The 23950-nt window shown below is 62.3% G+C and carries 26 protein-coding genes and 1 pseudogene; 11 read left to right on the top strand and 16 right to left on the bottom strand.

All coding sequences use genetic code 11. The annotated features are described in order from the left end of the window. Window positions 1-5: 5 nt before the first annotated feature. From AC1DX4_RS24130 to AC1DX4_RS24120, 3 genes are all read right to left on the bottom strand, one after another. Window positions 6-266 carry a DUF982 domain-containing protein gene (locus AC1DX4_RS24130; RefSeq protein WP_477222684.1) on the bottom strand — a complete coding sequence of 87 codons (261 nt, stop codon included), beginning with the start codon at window positions 264-266 and terminating at the stop codon, window positions 6-8. 246 nt (window positions 267-512) lie between these two features. Beyond that, on the bottom strand, window positions 513-701 hold the full coding sequence (locus AC1DX4_RS24125; RefSeq protein WP_172226416.1) for a hypothetical protein: 189 nt from the start codon (window positions 699-701) through the stop codon (window positions 513-515). A 100-nt stretch (window positions 702-801) separates the two neighbouring features. After that, a complete protein-coding gene (locus AC1DX4_RS24120) occupies window positions 802-1491 on the bottom strand; it encodes a Crp/Fnr family transcriptional regulator (RefSeq protein WP_477222944.1) in 690 nt (229 codons plus the stop codon). Window positions 1492-1828: 337 nt separating this feature from the next. Here AC1DX4_RS24120 and AC1DX4_RS24115 point away from each other — a divergent pair, with 337 nt between their 5' ends. Continuing rightward, on the top strand, window positions 1829-2734 hold the full coding sequence (locus AC1DX4_RS24115; protein WP_477222683.1) for an ankyrin repeat domain-containing protein: 906 nt from the start codon (window positions 1829-1831) through the stop codon (window positions 2732-2734). A gap of 36 nt (window positions 2735-2770) precedes the next feature. Here AC1DX4_RS24115 and AC1DX4_RS24110 read toward each other — a convergent pair whose 3' ends face one another. Continuing rightward, on the bottom strand, window positions 2771-3151 hold the full coding sequence (locus tag AC1DX4_RS24110) for a hypothetical protein (RefSeq protein ID WP_477222682.1): 381 nt from the start codon (window positions 3149-3151) through the stop codon (window positions 2771-2773). A gap of 323 nt (window positions 3152-3474) precedes the next feature. On the opposite strand from AC1DX4_RS24110, the gene AC1DX4_RS24105 reads away from it, so the two are divergent. Together AC1DX4_RS24105 and AC1DX4_RS24100 are read left to right on the top strand one after the other, a co-directional pair. Next, the gene (locus AC1DX4_RS24105) at window positions 3475-3678 is read left to right on the top strand and encodes a hypothetical protein (protein ID WP_477222681.1); all 204 of its coding nucleotides are present in this window, start codon (window positions 3475-3477) and stop codon (window positions 3676-3678) included. A gap of 43 nt (window positions 3679-3721) precedes the next feature. Then, the gene (locus AC1DX4_RS24100; protein WP_477222680.1) at window positions 3722-3967 is read left to right on the top strand and encodes a hypothetical protein; all 246 of its coding nucleotides are present in this window, start codon (window positions 3722-3724) and stop codon (window positions 3965-3967) included. A gap of 67 nt (window positions 3968-4034) precedes the next feature. Here AC1DX4_RS24100 and AC1DX4_RS24095 read toward each other — a convergent pair whose 3' ends face one another. From AC1DX4_RS24095 to AC1DX4_RS24080, 4 genes are all read right to left on the bottom strand, one after another. Next, the gene (locus AC1DX4_RS24095; RefSeq protein ID WP_477222679.1) at window positions 4035-4628 is read right to left on the bottom strand and encodes a hypothetical protein; all 594 of its coding nucleotides are present in this window, start codon (window positions 4626-4628) and stop codon (window positions 4035-4037) included. Window positions 4629-4778: 150 nt separating this feature from the next. Continuing rightward, the gene (locus AC1DX4_RS24090; protein ID WP_477222678.1) at window positions 4779-5159 is read right to left on the bottom strand and encodes a YkvA family protein; all 381 of its coding nucleotides are present in this window, start codon (window positions 5157-5159) and stop codon (window positions 4779-4781) included. A gap of 206 nt (window positions 5160-5365) precedes the next feature. Beyond that, window positions 5366-5560 carry a hypothetical protein gene (locus AC1DX4_RS24085; RefSeq protein WP_477222677.1) on the bottom strand — a complete coding sequence of 65 codons (195 nt, stop codon included), beginning with the start codon at window positions 5558-5560 and terminating at the stop codon, window positions 5366-5368. Window positions 5561-5637: 77 nt separating this feature from the next. Further along, window positions 5638-5937, bottom strand: a complete 300-nt coding sequence (locus tag AC1DX4_RS24080) for a DUF1236 domain-containing protein (protein WP_477222676.1) — start codon at window positions 5935-5937, stop codon at window positions 5638-5640. A 528-nt stretch (window positions 5938-6465) separates the two neighbouring features. Here AC1DX4_RS24080 and AC1DX4_RS24075 point away from each other — a divergent pair. Then, on the top strand, window positions 6466-6816 hold the full coding sequence (locus tag AC1DX4_RS24075; protein ID WP_477222675.1) for a low affinity iron permease family protein: 351 nt from the start codon (window positions 6466-6468) through the stop codon (window positions 6814-6816). A gap of 376 nt (window positions 6817-7192) precedes the next feature. On the opposite strand, the gene katE is transcribed toward AC1DX4_RS24075, so the two are convergent. The 5 genes from katE to AC1DX4_RS24050 all read right to left on the bottom strand — a co-directional run bounded on the left by katE (window position 7193) and on the right by AC1DX4_RS24050 (window position 11997). Beyond that, entirely contained in the window at window positions 7193-9301 is a 2109-nt protein-coding gene (gene katE, locus AC1DX4_RS24070) for a catalase (protein ID WP_477222674.1), read from the bottom strand. A gap of 146 nt (window positions 9302-9447) precedes the next feature. Continuing rightward, entirely contained in the window at window positions 9448-9663 is a 216-nt protein-coding gene (locus AC1DX4_RS24065) for a CsbD family protein (RefSeq protein ID WP_019859538.1), read from the bottom strand. 308 nt (window positions 9664-9971) lie between these two features. Further along, window positions 9972-10061 carry a putative RiPP precursor gene (locus AC1DX4_RS24060; RefSeq protein WP_477222673.1) on the bottom strand — a complete coding sequence of 30 codons (90 nt, stop codon included), beginning with the start codon at window positions 10059-10061 and terminating at the stop codon, window positions 9972-9974. 692 nt (window positions 10062-10753) lie between these two features. Beyond that, the gene (locus AC1DX4_RS24055) at window positions 10754-10855 is read right to left on the bottom strand and encodes a putative RiPP precursor (protein WP_477222672.1); all 102 of its coding nucleotides are present in this window, start codon (window positions 10853-10855) and stop codon (window positions 10754-10756) included. A 110-nt stretch (window positions 10856-10965) separates the two neighbouring features. Further along, window positions 10966-11997, bottom strand: a complete 1032-nt coding sequence (locus AC1DX4_RS24050) for a hydroxyacid dehydrogenase (protein ID WP_477222671.1) — start codon at window positions 11995-11997, stop codon at window positions 10966-10968. Window positions 11998-12199: 202 nt separating this feature from the next. On the opposite strand from AC1DX4_RS24050, the gene AC1DX4_RS24045 reads away from it, so the two are divergent. The 5 genes from AC1DX4_RS24045 to AC1DX4_RS24025 all read left to right on the top strand — a co-directional run bounded on the left by AC1DX4_RS24045 (window position 12200) and on the right by AC1DX4_RS24025 (window position 17037). After that, a complete protein-coding gene (locus tag AC1DX4_RS24045; RefSeq protein ID WP_477222670.1) occupies window positions 12200-13261 on the top strand; it encodes a LacI family DNA-binding transcriptional regulator in 1062 nt (353 codons plus the stop codon). A gap of 72 nt (window positions 13262-13333) precedes the next feature. Then, on the top strand, window positions 13334-14323 hold the full coding sequence (locus AC1DX4_RS24040; protein ID WP_477222669.1) for a sugar ABC transporter substrate-binding protein: 990 nt from the start codon (window positions 13334-13336) through the stop codon (window positions 14321-14323). A gap of 113 nt (window positions 14324-14436) precedes the next feature. Then, on the top strand, window positions 14437-15408 hold the full coding sequence (locus AC1DX4_RS24035) for an ABC transporter permease (RefSeq protein WP_477222668.1): 972 nt from the start codon (window positions 14437-14439) through the stop codon (window positions 15406-15408). Further along, window positions 15405-16181 carry an ATP-binding cassette domain-containing protein gene (locus AC1DX4_RS24030; RefSeq protein WP_477222667.1) on the top strand — a complete coding sequence of 259 codons (777 nt, stop codon included), beginning with the start codon at window positions 15405-15407 and terminating at the stop codon, window positions 16179-16181. Before AC1DX4_RS24035 ends, AC1DX4_RS24030 begins: the two co-directional genes overlap by 4 nt. Window position 16182: 1 nt before the next feature. Beyond that, the gene (locus AC1DX4_RS24025) at window positions 16183-17037 is read left to right on the top strand and encodes a sugar phosphate isomerase/epimerase family protein (RefSeq protein ID WP_477222666.1); all 855 of its coding nucleotides are present in this window, start codon (window positions 16183-16185) and stop codon (window positions 17035-17037) included. A 12-nt stretch (window positions 17038-17049) separates the two neighbouring features. Here the strand turns inward: AC1DX4_RS24025 and AC1DX4_RS24020 are convergent, their stop codons facing one another. Together AC1DX4_RS24020 and AC1DX4_RS24015 are read right to left on the bottom strand one after the other, a co-directional pair. Continuing rightward, on the bottom strand, window positions 17050-18258 hold the full coding sequence (locus AC1DX4_RS24020) for an FAD-dependent monooxygenase (protein ID WP_477222665.1): 1209 nt from the start codon (window positions 18256-18258) through the stop codon (window positions 17050-17052). Window positions 18259-18352: 94 nt separating this feature from the next. Next, the gene (locus AC1DX4_RS24015) at window positions 18353-19870 is read right to left on the bottom strand and encodes a glucosamine inositolphosphorylceramide transferase family protein (protein ID WP_477222664.1); all 1518 of its coding nucleotides are present in this window, start codon (window positions 19868-19870) and stop codon (window positions 18353-18355) included. Window positions 19871-20224: 354 nt separating this feature from the next. Here AC1DX4_RS24015 and AC1DX4_RS24010 point away from each other — a divergent pair, with 354 nt between their 5' ends. Beyond that, window positions 20225-22303, top strand: a complete 2079-nt coding sequence (locus tag AC1DX4_RS24010) for a GumC family protein (RefSeq protein WP_477222663.1) — start codon at window positions 20225-20227, stop codon at window positions 22301-22303. Between the two features lies 1 nt (window position 22304). Continuing rightward, window positions 22305-23687, top strand: coding sequence for a VpsF family polysaccharide biosynthesis protein (locus AC1DX4_RS24005; RefSeq protein WP_477222662.1), 1383 nt, complete (start codon window positions 22305-22307; stop codon window positions 23685-23687). Between the two features lie 24 nt (window positions 23688-23711). On the opposite strand, the pseudogene AC1DX4_RS24000 reads toward AC1DX4_RS24005, so the two are convergent. Next, window positions 23712-23950 (bottom strand): annotated as a pseudogene (locus tag AC1DX4_RS24000) (IS110 family transposase); the annotation flags it as partial.

Here is a 23950-nt window from a genome sequence, read left to right as displayed (position 1 = left end):
CGCGTTCACTCCTTCATGTAGCTGTCGGGAAGACAATCGGCTTCGACCGCGGCCGCAATGAAAGCCCGGTGGACCTCCCTTGTGCTGCAGCATCCCACCCGTTCCCCCACCAGGGCGGCAAGTGCCGCCAGAAACATGGGACCATTGGACGGCCAGTCGTCTGCCAAGGCGTCGGCCATTTGGGGAAGTGTACAAAGCACCGAAATGGTGCCGTCACTTCGCTCGATGGGAATTCCGGAAAACATGTTTGGTTGGTTGACGGTCACTGCATAGCTCCCGCTTGGGCGGGAGAATGTTAAGCGCTCTCAAGCACCAGCGCCCGTGCAAAAGCTGATGACATCTTGACTAAGCACTTAAACAAGGCTCCGTCTATTAACTATGACGCATCAGTATAACAATATTCAATTTTGTTCAAATTCACCGTTTACTTTGTTGGAACCGTACGATTCCGACAAGCTCGTTGGCGAGTATTGGTACCAAACCGACAATCTGGGCGGCGCGGGCAATTCGCATCAAATGCGTGAAGCGAGCCGGGTCAGCCCTACGCGCATGCGCTGGCTATCGGCAAAGGACCGGGCGTAGGATTCCACATCAAACGTGCTCAAGTGCACGTTGCCGTTGATGACGACCCGAACACGCCATTCGCCCATGGTCTCGGTGACTTCGACGCCATCCGGAATAGGTTGTTCTGCTTCAGCCATGACTTCCTCCCGAAAGGGCGAAAGCACCTGATTTGGCTCCCAAGCGTCCGTGTGCCGCAGACGGCGGACGACCGGGCAAATGTACGCTTCCGACAATCCATTAGCCAGTCAATTCAGGCTCCGAGCCGACCTCTCCCAAAAGCCTGGCATATTCAGATTCCGGTACCCCATATCCGCCCCCAGCCAGCGCAATCAGCCCAGGCCGGTCGAGGATGACAACCTCACCCCGGCGCGATCGGATCAGAGTGAGTCCTTCCAATTCCTGCAGGGCGATGGTGACGCCTGGCCGTCTTACGCCCAGCATCGTGGCGAGGAATTCGTGGGTAATGGAAAACCGTACGCCCACCACGCGGTCGTCGCACATCAGCAACCACCGGGCCAGGCGGCCTGCCAACTTCAGCCGCGCATTGACAAGTGCCGTATAGCCGGTCTGGATCTGCAGAGAATTGACGAAGCGCAACAGGAACAATCGCAATGTAGGGCTGGTCGCCAGAGCCGCGTCGAAGCTGCTTGCGTCGATGCGCATCGCTTCGCCTTCGAGTTGCACGAAGCAGGCTTGCGGCGAGCGGTTGTCGCCCATCACCAGCGAATATCCTGCCAGCCCCTCAAAGCCGATGAACCCGATCTCCGCCTCCCGGCCGCCGGACGTGCGCGCGACCACCGACGCAATGCCGTGCTCGATGAAGTAGACGGCTGCAATCGGCGCACCGGGCGTCACAAGCGGCATTCTCAGCGGCAGAGCTATCCGCTGCAGGCTGGGCTCAAGCAGCGCAAGGTCCTGCGCGCTCATCTTGCACAACAGTTCATTTCGGTATCTTGGCTGAGTGGAGGTTTCGTCGGCCAGTGCCTGGCCGGTGACAGTCGATTTTGGAATTTCGTAATTCATCGCGTAGCTCCCGCAGGGGCGGGAGTACGATCGACACTCTCAAGCACCAGCGCCCGTTCAGTGGCTAGCGACAGGAGAACTGTACGCTTTCGACATTCCGATAGCGAGTCGTTCCGTTCCGCGTTGCTTTTCTGGAGTTCTTCTCAGGAGCCGTTTGAGAACGTCAGTGAGCGATACATTGTCGCCAGCAAGCCCTTGTTATAAGATAAACCCGTCATGGAACTCTCGTCAGGGAGATACAATGATTAAGCGGGGGCGCACGTGGGTGATAGGGGCTGCGTCGGCCCTTTGGCTTTTTACACTGCCCGCCCAGGCCAGCAACTTAGGTGATCTTGTCAGGAATGGCGACGTCGCAGCGGTGACTTCCGCCTTGGACAAAGGCGCCGATATCAATGAAATTGACGGTGTTACGGCGCTCTATATCGCCTGCGAGGCCGGAAATGTCGAATTGGCAAAACTTCTGATCAAGCATGGGGCGGACGTTAACCTGCCCGTCAGTTGGCAAAGAACGCCACTTTACGCCGCCAACAAGGGTGGGTACGCCGACATCGTGAAGCTGTTGCTCGATAATGGGGCCAATCCAAATCAGGTGGCGAAAGCGCAGACCCCGCTGCACGTGGCTGCCGAGAAGGGCTGCCTTCAGTGCGTCATCCATCTTGTGGATGCTGGAGCAGAGGTCAATGCACTGACATCGAATGGAAATCCGCCCATACATTTGGCCAAGCTCGGTGGTCACGAGGACGTCGTGGCCTACTTGCGCAGTCATGGCGCCGTACGACCCGCCCTTGCGCCGATTTCGGCACGACTAGCATCGGCAAGCGCTGAATCTGGCAAAGAAATTTTCGGCAGAACGTGCGGGGTTTGCCATCTTGCGGCGCCGGGGGTCAAGGTTTCCAAAAAGGCCAATCTGTGGGGCATCGTAGGGCGGCGGAAGGCTTCGCAAAGCGACGTCGAATATTCATCAAGTCTGAAGGACGCTGGTGGCGATTGGACCTTTGAGGAACTCAATCTTTTTATCTCAAACCCCGCACTCACTTTGCCTGGAACAGATATGATTTTCCCGGGTCTGCAGGACGAGAAGCAGCGAGTAGACGTCATCGCTTACCTGCGGACCTTGAGTGAGGCACCGCTGCCGATTCCCGACTGATTGCTCCTGTCTGGCGCTCCGTTTTCAAACAGTCTCTCAGAGGGGGTGTGGCGACGAAATAGCGGAGTGATCCGCCTCATCAGCTTGAGGGAAGCGCAATGCTCCGCCGCCACCTGAATCAACAGTCTCGGCAGCGGATGGTTCCGTGATTGCAGGGTCGATCGCCCACAAGACAGGCTGTTGTGAAGATGAAGACAGGCGATCGACCTCGCCCAGCCATTCGGCGTAGCTGGCGTTCATGGCGGCATGCAATTCCGCGGACTTGTCCATGCCGCCCTGGAACAGCTCCATGACGCGGCGGCCAAGCCACTCCCGCGCCGCGTGACCGGCACCAATGCCGGCCTGGCGACAATACTCGTCGAGCACTTTGGCCAGGATCGAAAGCTGATTTGAGTCCGCCGAACCGTTTGGCACCATCGCGTTTTACCCATCGGTGGGGCGAAAGCGCGAACGGCTCTTCAAGCGCCAGCGCCCATTCAACGGCCGGCGACAGAGCGACTGTACGCTTCCGACAATCGGTTAGCCAGTCCTGCGAACTGTTCGGAAACGTACCAAGCGACCTCCTTCATTGTTCGGCCACCGGCAACTCGCTAGCTTCGCGGGGGTGGACCCCAGGTGCCGCTTTGACCGACGCGGGACACGGCCGGCATCAAACCCAACCCGGTATGGCCAGCGGTGAAAATGCCTCGATTGCGGGGCCTGTGAATGGAGACGCTGATGCCGAGAGATAGATCCGCCTGATGCCAGGGGACAGATTCGAGTGCCTGAAGGAAGAATCCGGCAGCTGGATGGTGTGGGACCACAAGGGCGGCGCGCCCGCAAGGCTAGGTGGGGTTGAGTTGCGCGGCCAGGACAGGCATCGGGCCGAGATCGCGCGCGACATTCTCAGGCGGATTTTCCGGACCGGGCCGGATGCGACGAAGAGCGACCCTTCGGACGCGTAGGGCGCAGCCAGTCCCATCGATGCGAGCCCAGGCAAGTATCGGTTTGGCAAATGCCGTCTTGTTTTGGGCGGAACCGCACGCTTCCAGAAAGGTTTATTCGCGAAGCAAGGATTGCTTTATGGTGGTCAGTATCGAACAGGCGATGGCGGACGCCATCCTGGCAATGCGAATGCTGCGGAAATCCATCGATGACCACGGCCATTTGGAAGCGATGATCGACTTCGACATGGTGATGGCCAACGCCGTCGAGGAAGCCGAGAAGCAACTGACCAGGCTGCAACATGAATGAACACCGGCCTGGGGAACCGGCCAAAGGTGTCGCGCTTTCCGTTGAACGGTTGCTGTCCGGGCGCGGTTTAAAGAAACTTATATTGGTTCACGGCGTCTCGGTGGCCCATGACGACGCCTGCGACGGCAACGGCTGCCAGCGCGAATACGATCAGTCGTACGCGAAGCCGCCGATGAGAAGCCGTATTGACGTATGCTACGTTGAACAGAGTGACAGGCAGTTGGGCTCCGAGGGAGTACAGGTAGCGGGTCGTCGTCATCCCATGCTGATAGGGCTCCCAGTCATCAGGGTATGGTGACGGGTCCGCCAGCGGAACCAGATAATCGAACGAGTACCATGTGATGACCGCTGTGATTGGGAGTGCTGCGATGAGGATGATGGCGCTGGTCCTCCTGTCGAAGACCCGTGACGTGATTTTCGACAGAACTGCTTGGAACAGTTGAGGCGGGCCAAAAGCAAGCATCGCCATCACCAGCACCATCAAAGCGAACAGCGGGCCAACCTCGAGCACCGTTGCGATGGCATTGGATTGTGTCCTGTGAGGGTTGCCATGCAAAAAGTCGACAAAAATAACTGTCACCGCCATTGAAGCCCACATGAGGAGCGCGGTCAGGCACGCCACCCATATGAAGCTGCGAAGAAAGCTGTACTTGTCTCGCATGGACGCCAGTCTAACGCGGGCCGGGAGCCAGATCGTCCGATGTCCCTATCAGAGAGTCGAGTTTGCGGCCACGGCGACGGCCCTGTTGTTGCATCACTTTTAACCGAGCTTCACCTTCGGCTCGCGCGCCCCGAATCGAAGTCGCGCTACCTAAGCTGGCTTCGGCCAGAACAGCCAGAGCATCACAAGCGCCGCCAGTATCCATGCCGCGACCACGAATGCCAGCCCTGCCTTGCTTACCGGCTTGGCGCGGCGTGTCGCTTCGTCCCGGAACTCTTGCATGAGATCGGTCGGCACCAGCTTGACGGCAAGCATGATGCCGAGCGGCACAATGATGAGGTCGTCCAGATAGCCGATGATCGGAATGAAGTCCGGTATCAGGTCGATAGGGCTTAGAGCGTAGGCCGCGACCGCGCCGGCAGTGGCCTTTGCATACCATGGAACGCGCGGATCACGCGCGGCAAGCCAGAGTGCCACGACATCGCGCTTGATATTGCGCGCCCATTGCTTCGCAGAATCGAGAACCGACATACCGCTTGTATACGCAAGCCCTGTCGAAAGGGCGAAGCCGCCATGCCAGCCTGCTCGCGGCGCTTTTGCTCATGAGTGGGCCGAGCTATGTTCGAAGTCAGCCCAGCTTCACCTTCGGTTCGCGCCCAGAAGCGCAGGTCGCCGAGCCTGGTGAGGAAGCCTGCGACATCCTTGGTCATCTGGCGGGTGTCTTAGCCACTTCGGGGTCACTGTCCTGCGAGGAACGAAGCGGCAATGAGGTCATCGCCGTCAATACGACCTTGGCCGCACTCCATGACCGCCAAGACCTTCTGGAAAGTCTTCATTTCGCCGGTTGTAATTTGGGCATGCAGCATCCTGGTCTTGAGGTCGGCCACGCGCGTTCCCAAGCTATCGGATTTTTCAGTCTCGGAGTTCGACATGGCGATGTTTTCCGTTTGACGAGTTAGCCCGTCGCCACCAAGGCGACGGGCTCAGATTGGAAGATGTCAGCAGGTGGTCAGTCGTAGACCTTGATGATTTTGTGCGTGCCGGGATCCACAAGGACGGTCCGGTTGTCGATCACGACGTAGCGATATTTGACGTCGGGAATTTCGCGAAGTTCGACCGTATCAGGCAAAGCGGTGCCGATATTGAGTTCCACGCCGGGAACCTTCACCGACGCCAAGGGCTGCTTCTTCACATAGGTGCGGATCACCGTTTCCTGTTCGGGCTGGATGATGATGTCTTCGGCAGCGGCGACGCCGACCCCGGCGAGCAGAAGAAAAGCCGCGGCTGCGGCAGAAAGATGCGTTCTCATGATTTCTCTCCTTGTTAGATCAGGGCCGAACGAGATCGATCGGCGCCCGACAGCCAACCTCGATGCAGATGCAACGTTCCGCCCTTACGGCTTGAGTCGGGGGTCGTGCCGGACCTAGGTCCGATGGGAAAAACGCAATGGTCCGAGCGTTGCCGACCCGTGGAACCGCGCTGTCTTCGCGAGGTTTTGTCTCCGAAAAATTGGGAGAAAACAGATGGATAGGAGTGTTGGCCAAGCGCGGTGGTTGCTCGCACCGATCTTCGCAACCGCCCTCACGTTTCTACTCCTGGGGGTGATCGTTGGCTAACATTCGTGCAGATCCGCGCAGCTATGTCCCTTCCTGCGCTGATAGGGTTCGCTCCGCCGCTTATGCGGCGAGCGAACCCTCTATCCAAACCAAATTCGAGCGTGTGAGGTTCTGATGTTCCGCGACAAAGAGACCCGGTTGCTCGAGGCAGGCTTGCTCGCGGCAGTGCCGATAAGCGTTGCCATCACCGCACTGCTCGCATTGTTGACCTTGGCCGGGGTATGAACCGCATCCTGTTCGTGGCGGCCGACTTTCTTTCTCGGCCACCGGGCTTCTACGTCATGATGATAGCGATGGCGTTGTGCACCGCGCTGGTGCCTTTCGGCCTGACAAATGCAGTCACCTACGCACTATCGGTCGCGGCCATCGTGATCACTGGGGTGGTCCTGATACAAGGCTATCGCGACACTGCTGCCATTCACGCCAAGCTCGACGAGATCATCGTTTCATTGGACGAGACCAGAAACGACGTTGTCGGATTGGAGCATGCCGAACCGGAAGAAATCCGGGAAAAGCTTACGATGCTCGAAGCAGAAGCGGAACGAACAGTTGGGCGCAATCGGCCCATCTGATTTGTTTGATCTATGGTCGCGGTTGAAAACGATGGTCGCAAACGGACTTCCTGAAAGTTTGGCACACGATGTCGAAGGCGAAGGCCGAGACATGCTCGCCTTCATGGTCATGGTCCGGGATCTGGCTCTTAAGAGGTGGCGGGAGAGCTTTGCAAACTCTCTAAACGCCAGTGCCCACAACTACCGGCTACTGGTCAATGACGCGATCGATCCCACTGGGATTTGACTGTACGTTTTTAACCGAGGGCGCAACGGCAGTTGTCAGTGCCCTCTAGAGCCGCAGTGACCGATGTGGCTTTTCGGCAATGCTTTCAGCGACTGGATTTGGCTTGGCGGTGTGACGTGACCGCAGCCAAATCCAGTTGCCACCAGCATGTCAGCCCAGCTTCACCTTCGGTTCGCGCGCCCAGAAGCGCAGGTCGCCGAGCCTGGTGATGAAGCCCGCGACATCCTTGGCTGAGGCCAGCACAATGACCGCCTCATCCTCGACAATGCCTGCCTTGTCCAGCAGCGGGGCTGCCGCTTCGACGAAGCCGATGAACTTGCAATGCGCGAAGGCGTCGGCGACAAAATCGCGGGCGGTGGATTCCTTCAGCAGGTCGGCCATTGCAGGCTTTGCCGGCAACAGCGCGACCGCGTCGTAGAGAACCGATGGCGCGCCTGCGATCATCTGCTGCGCGTCGATCCAGCTGCCGTCGCTCGCCTTGGCGCCGCCGACTTTCGGCGCGATGATCTCGAACGTCGCGCCTGCTTTGGTCAGCGCCTGCTTCAGGCCATTGAGCAGAGCGGCGTCGGTGCCGTCGGTCACCAGTATGCCGAGCTTGCGGCCCTCGAAGCGGCCGGGGCCGTTCTTGACGATGCTGAGCGCATCCGACGCGGGGAGATCCCGACGCGTAGGCAACGCCGCATCGGCGGGCTTCGGCATCGCCTTCAGGCCGAGCGCATCCGCCACCTTGGCCGCCAGCCCGTCATCGATGTTGAGCAGATGGGACACGATACGCTCGCGGATGACAGGCGTTTGCACCTTGCTCAGCTCGAAGGTCAGCGCGGCAGCGATGTGGCCTTGTTCCACCGGCTGCTGGCTGATGTAGAACTGGCGCGCCTGGCTATAGTGGTCGGCGAAGGTTTCCGACCGCAGCCGTGCCTTCGGTCCGGCTTCGACTTCGGCAAAGGAGCGGAACCCCTTGGCCGGGGATTCACGCGGGCCTTCATCCCATGAATTGGGCTGGTAATTGGCCCGCCCGACCGGGTTGCGCATCGCCATGTGCCCATCCTGCTGGAAATTGTGGAAGGGACATTTCGGTGCGTTGATCGGAAGGTGGGTGAAGTTGGTGCTGCCCAGCCGTTTGATCTGCGTGTCGAGATAGGAAAAATTGCGGCCCTGCAACAGCGGGTCGTTGGAGAAGTCGACGCCGGGCGGCACGTTCTGCGTCATGAACGCGACCTGCTCGGTCTCGGCGAAGAAATTGTCGGGCATGCGATCGAGCACCAGGCGACCGACCGCGATCGGCCGCAGCACCTCTTCGGGGATGAGTTTCGTCGGATCGAGAATGTCGAAGTCGAAACTGTCGGCGAATTCCTGGTCGAAGAGCTGCAGCTGCAGTTCCCATTCCGGGAAATTGCCGGCATGGATGGCGTCCCAGAGGTCACGGCGGTGGAAATCGGGGTCGGCACCGTTGATCTTGACCGCTTCGTTCCAGGCCACCGACTGCAGGCCGAGCTTCGGCTTCCAGAGGAATTTGACGAAGGTCGATTCATCCTTGGCGTTGAGCAGCCGGAAGGTGTGGACGCCGAACCCTTCCATGAAACGCAAGGAGCGCGGGATGGCGCGGTCGGACATTGCCCACATGATCATGTGCATGCTTTCAGGCGTCAGCGAAATGAAGTCCCAGAAATTGTCATGCGCGGTCTGCGCCTGCGGGAAGTCGCTGTCGGGCTCGGCCTTCGCGGCATGGATCAGGTCGGGAAACTTGATCGCGTCCTGGATGAAGAACACCGGCATGTTGTTGCCGACAATGTCCCAGTTGCCTTCCTGGGTGTAGAGTTTTACGGCGAAGCCGCGCACGTCGCGGGCAAGGTCGGCGGAGCCCTTGTTGCCGGCGACGGTGGAGAAGCGCACGAAAGCCGGGGTCTTTTCGCCGGCGCGCTGGAAGATGTCGGCGCGGGTGAATTTGGCCAGCGATTCATAGGTTTCGAAATAGCCATGGGCGCCATAGCCGCGCGCATGGACGACCCGCTCCGGGATGCGCTCGTGATCGAAATGGAAGATCTTTTCGCGGAAGTGGAAGTCTTCCAACACGGTCGGGCCACGCGCACCGACCTTGAGCGAATTCTGGTCGTCGGAAACCGGGCCGCCCTGGGCGGTGGTCAGCACCGGTGTCGATCCGGTTGCCGTCTGGTGCAGTTCGCCGCCTTCGCCGCGCTGCAGTTTCTGATCATGAATGGTCGCGGCCGTCCCGGCCGGTTTGGATGCTTGCTTGGCCATGACGAAAAATCCCCTGAGGTCAATGCGCGGGCTGCGCTCGTTCCTCAATCTCCGTGATGGCAATGCGTTCCGTGTCGAATGCGGACGAACAAAGAAGAGGGCCGCCCGTTCGCACGGGCAGCCCTCGATTCACCTCGACCAGGACCTCAGAGGTTCTTGTTGATCGCAGCGGCTGTCTTGTTGGTTGCGTCCTTGACGGCCGACTTCGCGTCGCCGACAGCCTTCTGGACCTTGCCCTTGGCTTCCTGTGCCGCGCCTTCTGCGCGCAGGCGGTCATTGCCGACGGCCTTGCCGACGCCTTCCTTGGCCTTGCCGACGGCCTGATTGGCGAGACCCGATGCCTTGTCGCTGGTGCTTCCCATGGGAGTTCCTTTCGTGATTGTTTGCGGGGACCAACGTCGCTTTGTTTGGAAAGTTCCGCTCATCACAGGGGAGGGCGCCAAACGAAAAGGCCCGCCACCGACGCGAATCGTGACGGGCCTTCTGGAGTACACCGGGCGTCCCACCGCCCGGCTGTTTGGAAAACTTCACGGCGCCATGATCGTTCCATCACAACCGGAAGCCGCCTCCTCAGGGGAGCGGGCTTTGCCGATCATGCAGGTCTTCCTGGCGCGAGGTCGCAAGACTTCGCCTATGTCTCAAGCTTCAGCTCTTCGACAAGCCCTGCGGTTCAGATGCAAATCGAGGTGCAATTGCCCGCGGTGACCGCCGAGAGTCTCTGGCGCTTCAAAAGCGTCGGCTTGGCGTAGGTTTTCTTCATGGCCTATCCCCTGTGTGAGATCAGCTTTGGCAAGGGTTCGAAGGGGTGCAGTTGGCGGTCACGGCTGACAGCCTGTCACGCTTCACCAAAACTGGCTTCTGGTAGGTCTTTTTCATGTAATCCCCCGTTCTGATATGCCCGAGGCGAGCCCTGTCCCGGGCCGCTATTCAGGCCTCAACAAAGCGCCCCAAGCCCCGGGCGCACGATGATTTCAGTCCGCGCACTGCGAGATCGGACAGATAGCAGCTGCCACCGAGGACAGTTTCTGGCGCTTCAGAAGTGTCGGCTTTGCGTAGTTTTTCTTCATTTCATTTCCCCTTACCCCAACGTTAGCCAGCATGACGCCGGGGAAAACGCGGTGTCAAACGTTTCGGTCCCTCAGACACGAGCCATTCGTTGTTTTAGGGCTTGCTGATGCTAAAACCCCACAAAATGGTGCGAAATGGCTGGATTTCGCTTCAGAAGGAGGGATGGCCAACTGTTTCGGTTGCCGCAAGCAGACGCAAAAAACCCCGCCGGCCAGAGCCTGACGGGGTGTTGATTGGAGGATCAACGGATCGAATGGGAGACGATCCGGATAAGAAACGCAAACGCTGCGGAAAAGGTTCCGATGGCGGGGCCTCGGTCCGTCTGGTTGGCCGCGCGGCGCTGGGCCGAGCGAACAGGCATTTGCAGCGATCAAGGGTGGAAAACTAGCCGGATGGGCCGATCGGGCCCGAGATCACTTCCTGAGCCGTTACCGCCGACAGCTTCTGCCGCTTGACGAGGGTCGGCTTGTCATAGGTCTTTCGCATCGAGTCCTCCTGCCGTTCGAAGGGTTGAGGGTCGTTGCGTGCCGGCTCATTGTCAAGCGGGCAGGCAGGACGGCGCAAATGCGGGTACGGAAACGTCTCCTAGGCTGCCCTCAATTCCGGACCACCGGCTTCGACCGCATCCTCGACACCGTCTCGCGCTCGGCGCGCTTGGAGCGCAGCGGCGGCAGGCCGCGGTCGATCAGGTCCATGTCCTCCAGCACCATGTCGCCCATGCGCTTGAAGGCGATGTCCAATGCGCCGGCGCGGTGGGCCGAGCGCAGGAAGCCGGGCAGGGCTCGGACAGGATGTTCGCTCGCCAGCGGCTCTTCCGGGAAGACGTCGCTGGCGGCGACGATGTGGCCGCTTTTGACCGCCGCCATCAGCGCTGGGAAGTCGACGACGCCGGCGCGGCTGAGCAGGATGAAGGCGGCGCCCCTGCGCATGCCGGCGAAAGCGTCGGCGCCGAGAAAACCCTGGTTCTCAGAGGTGACCGAGGCGACGACGAAGATGAAGTCGCTCTGCGTCAATACTTCATCGAGCGAGGCCGGCTCGACGCCATTGTCGATCAGGATCGAGGGCGGCAGCCAGGGATCGAACACTTTTGTGCGGGTACGGAAGCCTGTGAGCAGCCGGTTCAGCGCGCGGCCGAGATCGCCGAAGCCGACGATGCCGACATCGGCGCCCGAAAGCAGCCGCGCCGTCAGATTGCCGTCGCCGCCCCACAATTCCTCGCCTTTGCGGAAGGCGAGGTCGGCATCGACGATATCGCGGGCAAGGTTGAGCGCCATGGCAAGGCCAAGCTCGGCCACCGGCTCGGCAAACACCAGGCCGGTGGTGACGACATGGATGCCGCGCGCGAACAGCGTCTCGTAGGGCATGTTGTTGAGCAGGTTGGTCTCGACATTGAAGACGCAGCGCAGCGCCTTCATCGTGTCCAGCGTCTCCGGCGAGATCGGCGGCTGGCCGAGGATGTAGCGGGCCTCAGCCAGTACATCAGCCGGCAGTTTGGCGAGGCCGTCGTCCGTGGTCTCGACAATGCGGTACTTTGCCTTGAAGCGCGCCAACTGCGGTGGCGTGAAGATCAGCTCGAGCGAGCGTGGTTCCGGTGCGCTGATGACCAGCGGCAAATCCTTGTTTGGCATGACGATTCCTCCCGGCGCGATGCTACCCGCGCGTTTTTGCTTTGCACATGTAGTTGTCGCAAAACCGCTGTAGAGTTTCGGTCGACATGTGGCTCGGCAGCTAAAATACCGCCGATGAACCGATTTACAACTGCGAAAAATCGATTTACTCATTTGTCAGCGGATAGAAAATGCCTCTGTCCGCGCCTCGGGAGGAGGAGCAATGGCGTATAGGCAGGACCAGCAGCGGCGTCCGTCGATCCACGACGTAGCCAGCCGTGCCGGCGTGTCGGCCGCCACCGTCTCCAAGGTCATGGCCGGCGTCACCACCGTGAAGCCCGAGAATGCGCAGCGCGTGTTGGATGCCATCGAACATCTCGGTTACCGCGTCGATCCGCTGGCCTCCGACATGCGGCGGGCCAAGCGCCGCATCATCGGCGCCATCATGCCGGAATTCGAAAGCGAATTCTTCGGCCAGATGGTCACCCAGCTCGAGAGCCTGGCCGAACAGCGCGGCTATACGCTGGTGGCGGCGTCGAGCCGCGAATCGGAAGAACGCGAAACCGAAATCCTGGCCCGCATGCATGACTGGCGGGTGGCCGGCGTGGTGCTGGCGCCGGTGCGCAACGAGCACGGCCCGGCGGCAGCCTTCATGAAGGCCAATGGCATGACCGGGGTGCTGATCGACCGCGTGCTGTCCGACGACGCCTTCGACACCGTGTCGGCCGACAGTGCCGCCGCCAGCGCCGAGGTGGCGAGCCAACTGATCGGCAAGGGCCACCGCCACATATTGGTGGTCGGCCTTGGCGAGCAGGCGGCGACGGTGCGCGCCCGTCTCGATGGGTTCCGCGCCACCGCGCTCCATTTGGCGCCGGATGTGCGCATCGATGTCGTGTTGGCCGAAACCGATGTCGAGCCGCTCAGGGCGCAGTTGCGCGATTATTTTGCAAAGGGCGAGCGCCCGACGGCGGTCTATTCGCTGTTCCTCAAGGGCACGCTGGTGGCGCTGTCGGAGTTCCGCCGGCGCGGCTGGCATTGTCCGAACGACATTTCGCTGGTCGGCTTCGACGATGCCGAATGGATGCAGGTGACATGGCCGGCCATCGCCGCCGTGGTGCAGCCGGTGCGGCAGATCGCAGGCCACGCCATGGAGGCGCTGTTTGCCAGGATTGAAGGCGAGGAGGGGCCGCCGAGAGCGCGGCTCGAGCCTTGCCGGGTTTTGATGCGGGAATCCGTTGGCTCGCCAGGCAGCGGCCCGCATTCCGGGGGAGGAAACCGACAATAGCCCCCATTGTCGACACAGTAGCTGCGCCTGGCCTCGGCTCGCGGCATCGGACATCAACCGGAGGAGAAACAAATGACCTCGTTCATCCCGAAGATAAATCGATTTACTGTGGCTTTTGGCGTCACCATGGCGCTTTGCGCCGCCACGGCGGCGAAGGCCGACGATGCCGAATACGGCGTGCTGATGAAGACGCTGGCCAATCCGTTCTGGGGCGCGATGAGCCAGGGCGTCGAGGCCGGCGCCAAGGGAGCCGGCGTGAAGATCTTCGAGCAGGCGGCCGAGAGCGACCAGGCAGCGGAGCCGCAACTGAACCTGTGCAACACCATGCTGGAGCGCAAGCCGGCGGCGATGATCACCGCCGCGATCAACTCCACCAACCTCCTGCCGTGCCTGAAGGTGGCGCAGGAGTCCGGCGTCAAGATCGTCGACCTCGACAACAATCTCGACCAGGCGGTGCTCGACAAGGAAGGCATCAAGGTCACCTTCCATATCGGTTCCGACAACAACGCCGCCGGCGCGCAAGGGGCCGAGTATCTCGTTTCCAAGCTCGGCAAGGACGCCAAGGGTCCGGTGCTGGTGATCGAGGGCCTGTCGGGCAACATCACCGGCGAGAAACGCGCCAAGGGCTTTGCCGACAAGTTGAAGGAGCTGGCGCCCGGTCTGGAAATCGTCGCCTCGTTGCCGGGTGACTGGGACCGCGGCAAGGCGGCCTCGATCGCCACCGACACGCTGACGGCGCATCCCGACCTCGTCGCCATCTTCTGCGCCAATGACGGCATGGCACTGGGTGCCGTGGAATCCGTCTACGCCGCCGGCAAGGGTCCGCAGGTGACCATCATCGGCGTCGACGGCAATTCCGATGCCGTGAAGTCGATCAAGGACGGCCGCCTCAACGCTTCTGTCGCGCAGCTGCCCTATCTCGTCGGCAAGCAGGCGGTCGAAAACGTCAAGAAGGCGCTGGCCGGCGAGAAGGTCGAGGACAGCATCGCCGTGCCGACCCTGGTGCTGACCAAAGAGGTCATCGACGCCGGCAAGGAGCCGATGCTGGAATACGTGAAGTAGGAAGGGAATAGGGCAGTAGGGCAGTAAGGCAGTAGGGAAACCAGGCGGTTTTCGCGCCTCTGCTCTCTTCTGTTCACCTACTGCCCTACTGCCCTCATAAAAGGTGCACCCAAATGTCATTCTGGTCCGGGCTGCAGCGTGCAGCCGTTGAACGGCTTCATATCAGGCTGGAATCGCTGCTGGTGCTGGTGGCGCTCAGCGCCGTCATGGCGGTGCTGTCGCCGTATTTCCTGTCGCTCAGCAATTTCCTCAACATCCTCTTGGCCACGTCGACGATCGGCGTGCTGGCGATCGCCGCCACCTTCGTCATCGGCTCGGGCGGGCTTGATCTGTCGCTGGGCTCCGTCATGGGTCTGTCGGGCGTCGCCGGCGCCTTCGTCGCGGTCAATCTCGGCTGGTGGTCGCCGCTGGCGGTTCTCGCCTGCATCATCGCCGGCGGCGTTGCCGGCTACATCAACGGGCAGCTGGTCACCCGCGCCTTCGTGCCGGCCTTCATCGTCACGCTCGGTATGCTCGGCCTGGCGCGCGGGCTGGCTCTGGTCATCTCGCAGGGCAGGGCAATCTACGGCCTGCCGCCCGAGATCGTCTATATCGGTCAGGGCCGGCCGTTCGGCGTGCCGATGCCGGTCATCCTTCTGGTGCTGACGGCCATCGTCGCGCACTGCCTGCTTGCCTATACGCGCTTTGGCCGCCATACGCTGGCGCTAGGCGACAGCGAGGGCGCGGCGCGCGCCGCCGGCATCCGCGTCGAGCATCACCGCCGCATCATCTACACGCTGTCCGGGGCGCTCGCCGGCCTTGCCGGCCTGCTGTTCACCGCCCGCGTCAATGCCGGCGACCCGACCGCGGGCATCAATTACGAACTCACCGCGATCACGGCTGCGATCATCGGCGGCACCAATCTGTTCGGCGGCCGCGCCTCGATCCTCGGCACCATGATCGGCGCGCTGATCATGGGCGTGCTGCAGAACGGGCTGACGCTGCTGGCCGTGCAATCCTACTACCAGCAGATGGCGATCGGCGCGGTGCTGATCCTGGCGGTGTTCATCGACCAGTACCAGGTGCGCAAGGAGTCACGCGTATGACCCTCCTTACCCTGCAAGGCATCCGCAAGAGCTTTGGCGCGGTCGACGTGCTGCATGGCGTCGACCTCTCGGTCGAGGCCGGCGAAGTGATCGGCCTGGTCGGCGACAATGGCGCCGGCAAGTCGACGCTGATGAAGACCATCACCGGCATTTATCGCGCCGATTCCGGTTCCATCCAGCTCGACGGCAAGGACATCCTGCCGCTTGATCCCGGCCAGCGCCGCCAGCTCGGCATCGAGATGATCTACCAGGACCTGTCGCTGGCCAAGCAGCAGGACGTGGCCGCCAACATCTTCCTCGGCCGCGAGCCGGTGAAGAAGCTCTTTGGGCTCATTCCAGGCTTTGTCGACAAGGCCGAGATGGACCGGCAGGCGGCCAAGATGATCGAGCGGCTGGGCGCGCATCTGCCGTCGATCAACCGCTCGGTCGGCTCGTTCTCGGGCGGCCAGCAGCAGACGGTGGCGATTGCCCGGGCACTCACCTTCAACCCGAAGCTGGTGATCATGGACGAGCCGACGGCGGCACTTGCCGTGCGCGAGGTGCAGAGCGTGCTCGACCTGATCCGCCGGCTGAAATCGGAAGGCATCGCCGTCATCCTGATCTCGCATCGGCTGAACGACGTGCTGGCGGTCACCGACCGCATCGTCGTGCTGCGCCACGGCCGCGCCGAGGCCAATCTCGTCACCGCGAAAACCAACATGAACGAAGTCGTCGGCCGCATCGTCGGCGGCGGCGACACCAGCGCCGCGGCGGCGCACGAACAGAGAGGCTGAGATGAACACTTTTGGACTGCACACTTTCGCCATCGCCCCGGTCTGGGACCTCGACCTGATCGAGCCGCAGATGGAGCGGCTGAAGGGCCTCGGCATCGGCCTGCTCGAAATCCCGCTGCTGCGGCCGGAGGAAATCGACACCAAGCGTACACGGGCTTTCGCCGAACGCTGGAATGTCGAGCTTATTCCGTCGCTTGGCCTGCCTGCTTCACTCGACGTTGTGGCACGGCCGGACGAGGCGCTGGCCTTTCTCGAGCCGGCCTTCGGCGTCTGTGAAGCGGTCGGCAGCGCAGCCCTTGGTGGCGTCACTTATGGCACGATCGGCAAGACGTCGGGCCGTGCACCAACCGAACAAGAAATCGACGGCATGTGCCGCTTCCTGGTCCGGGCCGCCAAGGCCGCCAAGGCGCATGGGTTGAAGCTCGGCATCGAGCCCTGCAACCGCTACGAGACGCACCTGATCAACCGCGGCATCGACGCGACGCGGATCATCGAACGTGTCGGCGCCGATAACATCTTCATCCATCTCGACACCTATCACATGCATATCGAGGAGGAGAGTTTCGAGGCCGGCTTCAAGGCGGCGGCACCCTATCTCGGCTATGTCCATGTTTCCGAAGCCAATCGCGGCGTGCCGGGGCGCGGCATGCTCAACTGGGCGGCCTGCATGAAGGCAATCGCCGCCATCGGCTACACCGGCGCTATTACGCTCGAAAGCATGAACCATGTCGATGTCGACATTGCCGGCGGGCTGGCGGTATGGCGGCCGGTGGCGGACAACCCAGACGATGTCATTGGCGTCGGCCTGCCGTTCCTGCGCGAAGAGGCGAGGAAGGCCGGCTTGCAACTGGGGTGAGGGGGAAGACCCTCACGCCATGCCGGGCTGCCGCCGCGGTCCCAGATGACGCATCTTGCGGCCGAGGATCATCAGCTGCCGTGCCGTGTTGTTGCGCAGGCGCCGTACGCGCCATTCCAGTCCGGTTTCGGTGGTGATCCGCTTGGCATAGATGCTCACACGCATGCCTTCCTCATCGGAAGCCACCTTGACCGGGTCGTCGTAGAAAGCGCCGATCTTGTCAGCGGCCATGCCTGGCGTTTCCAGCCAGCGCGGAATGTGAACCGAATGGAGCTGATCGACATCGATCATGACCCTCCCGATGCCGACGCCCGGCGTCGGGCATGTCGTCACGAATGCATCGCCAATGAAGACCACCCCGTCGCGACGATGGCCTTGCGTCGTGGTCAGATTGACCTGCCTGACCTCGACGGGGCTCGCCACTTCGAAGTTGCCGCACTGCGCCGCAATTTCGGGCATCAGTTCGCAAAGCATTTTTTGCGGATCGGCGCGGAAATCCCGCGTCCACTGTTCGGCGACGGTGCGATAGACGAACATGTTCGCTCGCATCCTGTCGCCGATGGGAAAGACGGTGAGATAGGCGACGCGGTCCGAGGCCCGCTTGCCGTAGCAGGTGACGGCCTGATAGGCGCAATCACGCGGCGCAATGGCGAGGTCGAATCCCATCGACAGCGAATGCGCCTTCGACAGTTCGATGCGCTCGACGCCGATGGCGCGCCGCACCAATTCGCTGTAGCCGGTGGCCACCACCAGCAGGCGGGCATCGATGACGGTGCCGTCGGCCAGCACAAGCCGCTGCCGGTCCGGTCCGGTCGAGACCTCGGTTACCTTGCCGACCGTTAGCGGTACCTGCGACGGCAAGGCATCGCGCAGGCCATTGATCAGCGCGCCGTAGGAAAATGCGTATTCCCACTTCTTTTCACGCGCGAAGAATTGACCGAGGCGGAAGACATCGATGTCGGAAAACGGGGTGACGAGAGGCATGACCATCTTGTCGAGACCGAGCTTCTCGAACAGTTGCATCTGGTTCGCGCCGATCTTCTCGGCCCGGAACTCGTCATGATGGACGCGGTGCGGATCGATCAGCGCCACCTTGCGCCCGGCGTTTCCCAACACCGTTGCCAGGGTGGTGCCGGCCATTCCGGCGCCAATGATCGCCACGTCGACTTCAGCCGGGGCGGGCTCGGCGGGGGGCATGGCACCGCCCTTCATGCTAGTCATCTTCCGTCTCCACAATCTGTGGTGGAAATATCCCGTGGACCCATATCAACCTCAAGCAACCAGCGCGCGTGGCTGGTAGTAACGAATGTTTAGGTTAACGACGGTCGCCCTTCTGTTTCCAGCGCGGCGCGATCGCCGAGCCATCGATGAATTCCAGGCCGCCCGCTTCATTGAGCGTGTGCAGCTTGCGCCCATTCCATAGCGCGCCAGGAGTTAATATGGTCTCGACGACCTGCTCCATGCCGTTCAAATCAAGGTGAGCGACGCGTGCGATGCCCAGGGCGGCGCCATAACTCCTGCGGCAATCCTGCACCGGACGCAGCAACTGGCCATTGCGCTCAACCATGCGGCCGGCCGGCCGCGCCGAGGCGATATCGACCAAAACGGGATTTTTGGCATGAGGCGTCCAGGGGCCGCGAAAGTCCGGCGCCGACCACAGATGCAGCGCATCGGAGAAGGCACCGCCGCCGTCGCGGACGGTGGCGAACAGCCACCAGCGCCCGCCATGCTCGACCAAAGTGGCGTCGCTGGCGACGATGTCGGACAGCAGCGTCGCTTCCTTGACCCAACCGCCGGGGAAGGCTGTCGCCCGGTAGAGATCGACCGTGCGGTTGGCGCAGCTTTCCGGCACCATCCAGACTTCGCCGTCGCGCTCGAAGACGAAGGGGTAGGAGAGGTGATAGGGCAGGTCGAGCACCGGCTCGGGACGTCCGATCGGCCCTGACGGGCCGAACGGCACGGCGGAGATGATGGCCCGGCCCAGACGGTGGATATAATCCTCGACGAACAGGGTGACCTTTCCCTGATACAGGATCGGAAACGGATCGGCGTAGAAGCGGCTGCCGTCGTCGGGCAGCACCTGCCAGCCGGATGCCGGATGGGCGCGCAGGTCGTAGAGGTCACGGCCATTGGTCTGGCGCCAGCCGACCTTCCAGTGCGGGGCGTTGTAGCAGAGGTGGTAGATCTTCTGGACGATGCGCCGCGCCAGCGCCTTGCCTGCCCTGACGCCAAGCTTGGCGGGCGAGGGTATCGTCGGCGGGGTACCGGCCTGCGCCGGTTCGGGCAGCACAGGCACGGCTCGCGCAGCGCCATTCATTGCCGAGGGGGGCATTGCCGCGAGGATCAGGCTTGCCGTGCGCGCCAGCATGTCCTGGAAGGAGGCCAGCGCGATGCCGCCATATTCGGTGCCCAGGCGTCCTTCGGCAACAGTGGTGCCGCTCTCCTCGATGCGGGCAATCGGCGTGCGGCCGTCGAGGATCAGCGCCAGCAGAGCCGCTTCGCCGGCGGCGCCGTCATAGGTCACGCGCCAGACCCGCACTCCTTGCAGGCTCACGTCGCCGCAGAGGTCGATCACCAGATCGGGAGAGGCGGGTGACTGCGTGCGATAGGGAGCGAGCGCCGACCGCGGCAGGCGTTTGGCCAGCCCCTCCGCCGGCAGGCCATGGAGGACCGTTTCAAGCTGGAACAGCGCCGCGACACTGCCTGGGATGCCGCCGCCGGCCGGCTTGGCGTCGACGGAAACCTCGATCTGCGCGAGAGCGCTCAGCCGCTGCAGCAACAGCAGGTGGAAAGCACGGACACACTCGCTGTCTAGGCGCAGGCTCACTTGCATGTCGCACCCCTGGCGTTGTGATGTCTCGTGTCTGGCCGGTGTTCGATATCAGGGCAGGGGAAATGGCGGCACGGCAGGGCTGGACTTAAGTGCTGCCCCATTTCCATTCGTCTCCTGCTCGCTCGCGCCCGTATCAGCGCCTGTGCCTAATATTACGCAAACTCCGTGCCAAAAATGCGTAAACGCCCTGCCGAAAATCAGACGAGCTCTCAACATAATTAACAGTGTTTTAACAGTTCAAGGAATAGCTAGGCTGAGGCCGCAATTTATTCTTTTGGGGCACATGGAGTGTTGTCGGAGCGACCGTTGCAATCATCCCTGCTCTCGTTACCGCAACAACAAGCTCCGGAGGCGATGCAATATGCCCCGGAGCCGGTGCCGATGGCGACCTATTCATCCTCGACCGTCGAACTGGGTGACCTGAAGCGCATATTGGTGCGCCGCCGTTTCCTGATCCTTGCCACCGCCGCGCTGCTGACCCTGGTGACGCTGGCCTATGGATTGCTCACGCCGGCGCTTTACAGCTCCGTGTCGGAAATCCTCATCGATCCGCAAGACCTGCAGGTGGTCACCAACGACGTCAATCCGAGCCGCGTTCCGCCCGATGGCGGCATCACCATGGTGGAAAGCCAGGTCAGCGTCGTCCAGTCGACGGGCGTGCTGCTCAAGGCCATCCAGGCCACCAATCTGACCGACGATCCGGAATTCAACGGGCAGGGCGGGTTGTTGAGCCGTTTGCTCGGCGGCGTGCTGGGCTCGGGCTCGGCCGAAACCGACAGGACGGGCAAGACGCTCGATGCGCTGCGCCGGCGGCTGGCGGTTAAGCGGGCCGACAAGGTGCTGGTCCTCGACGTGATCGTTACCGCCAAGAGCGCCGACAAGGCGGCGAAGCTCGCCAATGCCATCGCGCAGGCCTATCTGGCCGATCAGGCGAGCGCGCGCGCCAAGATGGCCACGGACGCTTCCGATTCCATCACCGCGCGGCTGGATGAGCAGCGCAAGCGCGTGCAGAAGGCCGAGAACGCCGTCGAGGCCTACAAGTCCGCCAACAACATGGTGATGGCGGCGGGCAATCTGGTCAGCGACCAGGAGCTGACCGAGATCAACACGCAGCTCTCGGCCGCGCAGAGCCGCACCGCGACACTGAAGGCGCAGGTCGACCAATTGCGCCGGTCCGGCGGCGCGCCGGACGCCACCTCGGAAGCGATGCGCTCGTCGGTGATTTCGAGCCTGCGGGCGCAAGAGGCGACGCTTGTCGACCAGGTCTCGCAGCTCGGCACCGAACTGGGGCCGCGCCACCCTTCGATGATCGCCGCCCAGCAGCAGCTGCGCGACACGCGCTCGCTGATCGCGCGTGAACTCGGCCGCATCGGCGCTGCCGCCGAAACCGACTATGAGCGGGCGCTGGCCAACCAGCAGGCGCTGGAGGCCAAGGTCGCCGGCATGAAGAGCAAGTCGCTCGACACCGACCAGGCTTCGGTCAAGCTGCGCGAACTGCAGCGCGATCTCGAGGCAGTGCGCTCCGTCTATGCCACCTATCTGCAGCGGGCGCAGGAAACGCGCGAGCAGATCAATGTCGACAGCACCAATGCGCGCATCATCTCCAACGCCATGCCCGCCTTGAAGAAGAGCTGGCCGCCTTTGCCGCTGCTGCTTTTCGGCGCCCTCTTCGGCGGGCTGGGGCTCGGCACCGCGCTGGCGCTGATCGCCGAATATTCCTCGCCGACCGTGCTTTCCAGCGCGCAGATGCAATCGGCCATCGATGCGCCGGTGTTTGGCGTGCTGCCGGCAAAATCGTCCCGTCGCCGCTGGTGGCCTTTCGGCGCCGCCACTGCTGCAGGGCAGAAGACGGATGCGGTCGCGGGCCTGGCGCTGAGGCGCCTGTTCGCCTCCAGCCGGCGTCCGCCGAACTGGCCGCTGGTGCCGTCCATATTGCTGACGTCGCCGCCCGAGGACGCCGCGCATCGGAGCCGGGTGGCACGCCTGCTCGCCAATGCCGCGGCTGCCAGGGGCAGCCGTGTCCTGTTCATCGACACCAATGCCGGCAGCGGCAAGAAGGAGACGCAGCCCGGCCTCCTCGACGTGCTGCGCGGCGAATATGCCTTCGAGGCGCTGAGCCATTACACGGCAGGCAGCAATGTCGCGGTTCTGGGCAGGGGCCGGCAGACGGCCGTCTTCTCCGAGGCGCAGGGCGTCTATTTCACCCAGCATATGCTGGCCCAGGCCGGCCGCAACTTCGACCTCGTCGTCATCGACGGTGGCGCGCTTGCCGACAATCTCAACGCCTCGCCTCTGGTCGCCATGGTCGACGAGATCGTGATGGTTGCGACGCTCAACTCGACGCCGATGGCCGACGTCACGGCGGCCTCGCAGGCCATTTCCGTCATGGGGCGGTTGCCGACCGGCGCCTTGCTGGTCGACGAGGCTGCCTGACATGGCCACCACCGAGACTGGCACCGGGGCTGCCGGCTGGCCCGGTTCCAGTCAAGGCGGTTCGGGTCAGGCCACTGGGCGCGCGGGCAGTTCCGTCGACTGGCTGACCAGCTTCGGCCTGGTCGCAACGGTGGCGTTGCTGTTCGGCATCTCCGGCGGCATGTTGTGGCTGGTGGGCTATAATTACGACGGCCTGACCGGTAATCCCGCGACCAAGATCCATCCTTCGACCTATCTGCTCGTGCTGGTGTTTGCCTGGCGCGCCTGCACCTTCGGCAATCCGATCGGCTATGCGGTCGCCGTCGCCGACCGGCGTCCGGCCAGCACGCTGATGGCGGTCATCTCGATCGTGCTGCTGGTCATCGTCATCGCCAGGCAGCGTCCCGGCATGGCCGGCATGATCGACACCTTCGTGGCGCCGGCGCTGCTGGTGATGATGCTGGGCGAGGACGACGGGAAGACATTCGCCCGGATGCAGACCGTCGTTCACGCCATCATGACCGTGAACGCCTTGCTCGCTTTGTTCGAGTTCGCCACCAAGACGCTGATCTTTCCCTATCGCCTCGACGGCGAGGTGTTCATGGCCGACTTGCGCTCGACAGCACTTCAGGGCCACCCGCTGTCCAATGCCACGGTCACCTCGGTCTATGTGCTGGCGCTGCTCTCCGGTTCGAGATCGCTGTCCATGCCAGTGCGGCTCGGCCTGATCGGCTTGCAATTCGCGGCGCTGGTCGCGTTTGGCGGCCGCTCAGCGATGGTGACGACGATCGTGCTCGGCGGTTGCTACCTGCTCATCCAGGGCCTGCGCAGCCTGCGCACGGGGCGCGTCAACCTGCTTGGCGCGGCACTCGGCCTCATCCTTGCCGCGCTGGTGCCGGTCGTGATCGCGCTCGCGGCGTCATACGGTTTCTTCGACGCGCTGCTGGAACGCTTCGTGTCGGACAGTGGCAGCGCCAATGCCCGCGTCGAAATGTTCGAGCTCTTCAAACATTTCGAACTGCGCGACCTGATCGTGGGGCCCGATATCGATCTCATCGAAAGCCTGCGCCGCATCAACGGCCTCGAACAGGGCATCGAGAACCCGATCATCCGCCTGGTCCTCTACCAGGGCGCCTTCTTCACCTTGCTGTTGTTTGTCGGCTTCACCCTGTTCATGCATGAAGTGGCGCGCCGCTGCCATTCCGGCCTCTGGCTGACGATGCTGGGCTGGCTGATCCTGCTCAACACCTCCGAAAGCCTGGCCTCGAAGACGACGCTGATGACGAAGTTCGTGGTGATCGCGCTGGTGCTTTACCGGCCGGTGGGGGGTGGGGTGGGGTCGAAGGTGCAAGGAGTGCGCGGACCAGGGGATGGTCAGCGACAGGGCTTGCCTCTCCCTCGTTAGCGCCAAGCCCCCCGCGCTTCGTCATCAACTCTGAGAAATGGCGGCGTCCCTTAGTCTTGCATTTAGGGTAACGATGATCTTTCGCATGACGGCAGCGATTGCCACCATTGGCTTTTTTCCGTTTGTGACGAGGCGTTTGTAGAAGGGTGCGAATTCGCCCCTTCCAGCTGCGGCGCGCAGGGCTGGCATGAACAGCGCGGTTCTGACATCAGGGCGCCCGCCACGGATTTTGCGGTAGCCTTGCTTTTGTCCGCTGTCGTTTG

The organism is Mesorhizobium sp. P3_A8, from assembly GCF_056402995.1.
This window is presented reverse-complemented; position numbering and strand designations above follow the sequence as displayed.

Bases quoted from the DNA above. Each gene is read 5' to 3' on its own strand.
- AC1DX4_RS24065 (WP_019859538.1), bottom strand. From the start codon at position 9,663: ATGGGAAGCACCAGCGACAAGGCATCGGGTCTCGCCAATCAGGCCGTC.
- AC1DX4_RS24045 (WP_477222670.1), top strand. From the start codon at position 12,200: ATGGCGTATAGGCAGGACCAGCAGCGGCGTCCGTCGATCCACGACGTA.
- AC1DX4_RS24085 (WP_477222677.1), bottom strand. From the start codon at position 5,560: ATGTCGAACTCCGAGACTGAAAAATCCGATAGCTTGGGAACGCGCGTG.
- AC1DX4_RS24015 (WP_477222664.1), bottom strand. From the start codon at position 19,870: ATGCAAGTGAGCCTGCGCCTAGACAGCGAGTGTGTCCGTGCTTTCCAC.
- AC1DX4_RS24080 (WP_477222676.1), bottom strand. From the start codon at position 5,937: ATGAGAACGCATCTTTCTGCCGCAGCCGCGGCTTTTCTTCTGCTCGCC.
- AC1DX4_RS24125 (WP_172226416.1), bottom strand. From the start codon at position 701: ATGGCTGAAGCAGAACAACCTATTCCGGATGGCGTCGAAGTCACCGAG.
- AC1DX4_RS24025 (WP_477222666.1), top strand. From the start codon at position 16,183: ATGAACACTTTTGGACTGCACACTTTCGCCATCGCCCCGGTCTGGGAC.
- AC1DX4_RS24030 (WP_477222667.1), top strand. From the start codon at position 15,405: ATGACCCTCCTTACCCTGCAAGGCATCCGCAAGAGCTTTGGCGCGGTC.
- AC1DX4_RS24110 (WP_477222682.1), bottom strand. From the start codon at position 3,151: ATGGTGCCAAACGGTTCGGCGGACTCAAATCAGCTTTCGATCCTGGCC.
- AC1DX4_RS24055 (WP_477222672.1), bottom strand. From the start codon at position 10,855: ATGCGAAAGACCTATGACAAGCCGACCCTCGTCAAGCGGCAGAAGCTG.
- AC1DX4_RS24120 (WP_477222944.1), bottom strand. From the start codon at position 1,491: ATGAGCGCGCAGGACCTTGCGCTGCTTGAGCCCAGCCTGCAGCGGATA.
- AC1DX4_RS24060 (WP_477222673.1), bottom strand. From the start codon at position 10,061: ATGAAGAAAACCTACGCCAAGCCGACGCTTTTGAAGCGCCAGAGACTC.
- AC1DX4_RS24095 (WP_477222679.1), bottom strand. From the start codon at position 4,628: ATGCGAGACAAGTACAGCTTTCTTCGCAGCTTCATATGGGTGGCGTGC.
- AC1DX4_RS24115 (WP_477222683.1), top strand. From the start codon at position 1,829: ATGATTAAGCGGGGGCGCACGTGGGTGATAGGGGCTGCGTCGGCCCTT.
- AC1DX4_RS24005 (WP_477222662.1), top strand. From the start codon at position 22,305: ATGGCCACCACCGAGACTGGCACCGGGGCTGCCGGCTGGCCCGGTTCC.
- AC1DX4_RS24035 (WP_477222668.1), top strand. From the start codon at position 14,437: ATGTCATTCTGGTCCGGGCTGCAGCGTGCAGCCGTTGAACGGCTTCAT.
- AC1DX4_RS24090 (WP_477222678.1), bottom strand. From the start codon at position 5,159: ATGTCGGTTCTCGATTCTGCGAAGCAATGGGCGCGCAATATCAAGCGC.
- AC1DX4_RS24010 (WP_477222663.1), top strand. From the start codon at position 20,225: ATGCAATATGCCCCGGAGCCGGTGCCGATGGCGACCTATTCATCCTCG.
- AC1DX4_RS24040 (WP_477222669.1), top strand. From the start codon at position 13,334: ATGACCTCGTTCATCCCGAAGATAAATCGATTTACTGTGGCTTTTGGC.
- AC1DX4_RS24075 (WP_477222675.1), top strand. From the start codon at position 6,466: ATGAACCGCATCCTGTTCGTGGCGGCCGACTTTCTTTCTCGGCCACCG.
- AC1DX4_RS24050 (WP_477222671.1), bottom strand. From the start codon at position 11,997: ATGCCAAACAAGGATTTGCCGCTGGTCATCAGCGCACCGGAACCACGC.
- AC1DX4_RS24105 (WP_477222681.1), top strand. From the start codon at position 3,475: ATGCCAGGGGACAGATTCGAGTGCCTGAAGGAAGAATCCGGCAGCTGG.
- AC1DX4_RS24020 (WP_477222665.1), bottom strand. From the start codon at position 18,258: ATGACTAGCATGAAGGGCGGTGCCATGCCCCCCGCCGAGCCCGCCCCG.
- katE (WP_477222674.1), bottom strand. From the start codon at position 9,301: ATGGCCAAGCAAGCATCCAAACCGGCCGGGACGGCCGCGACCATTCAT.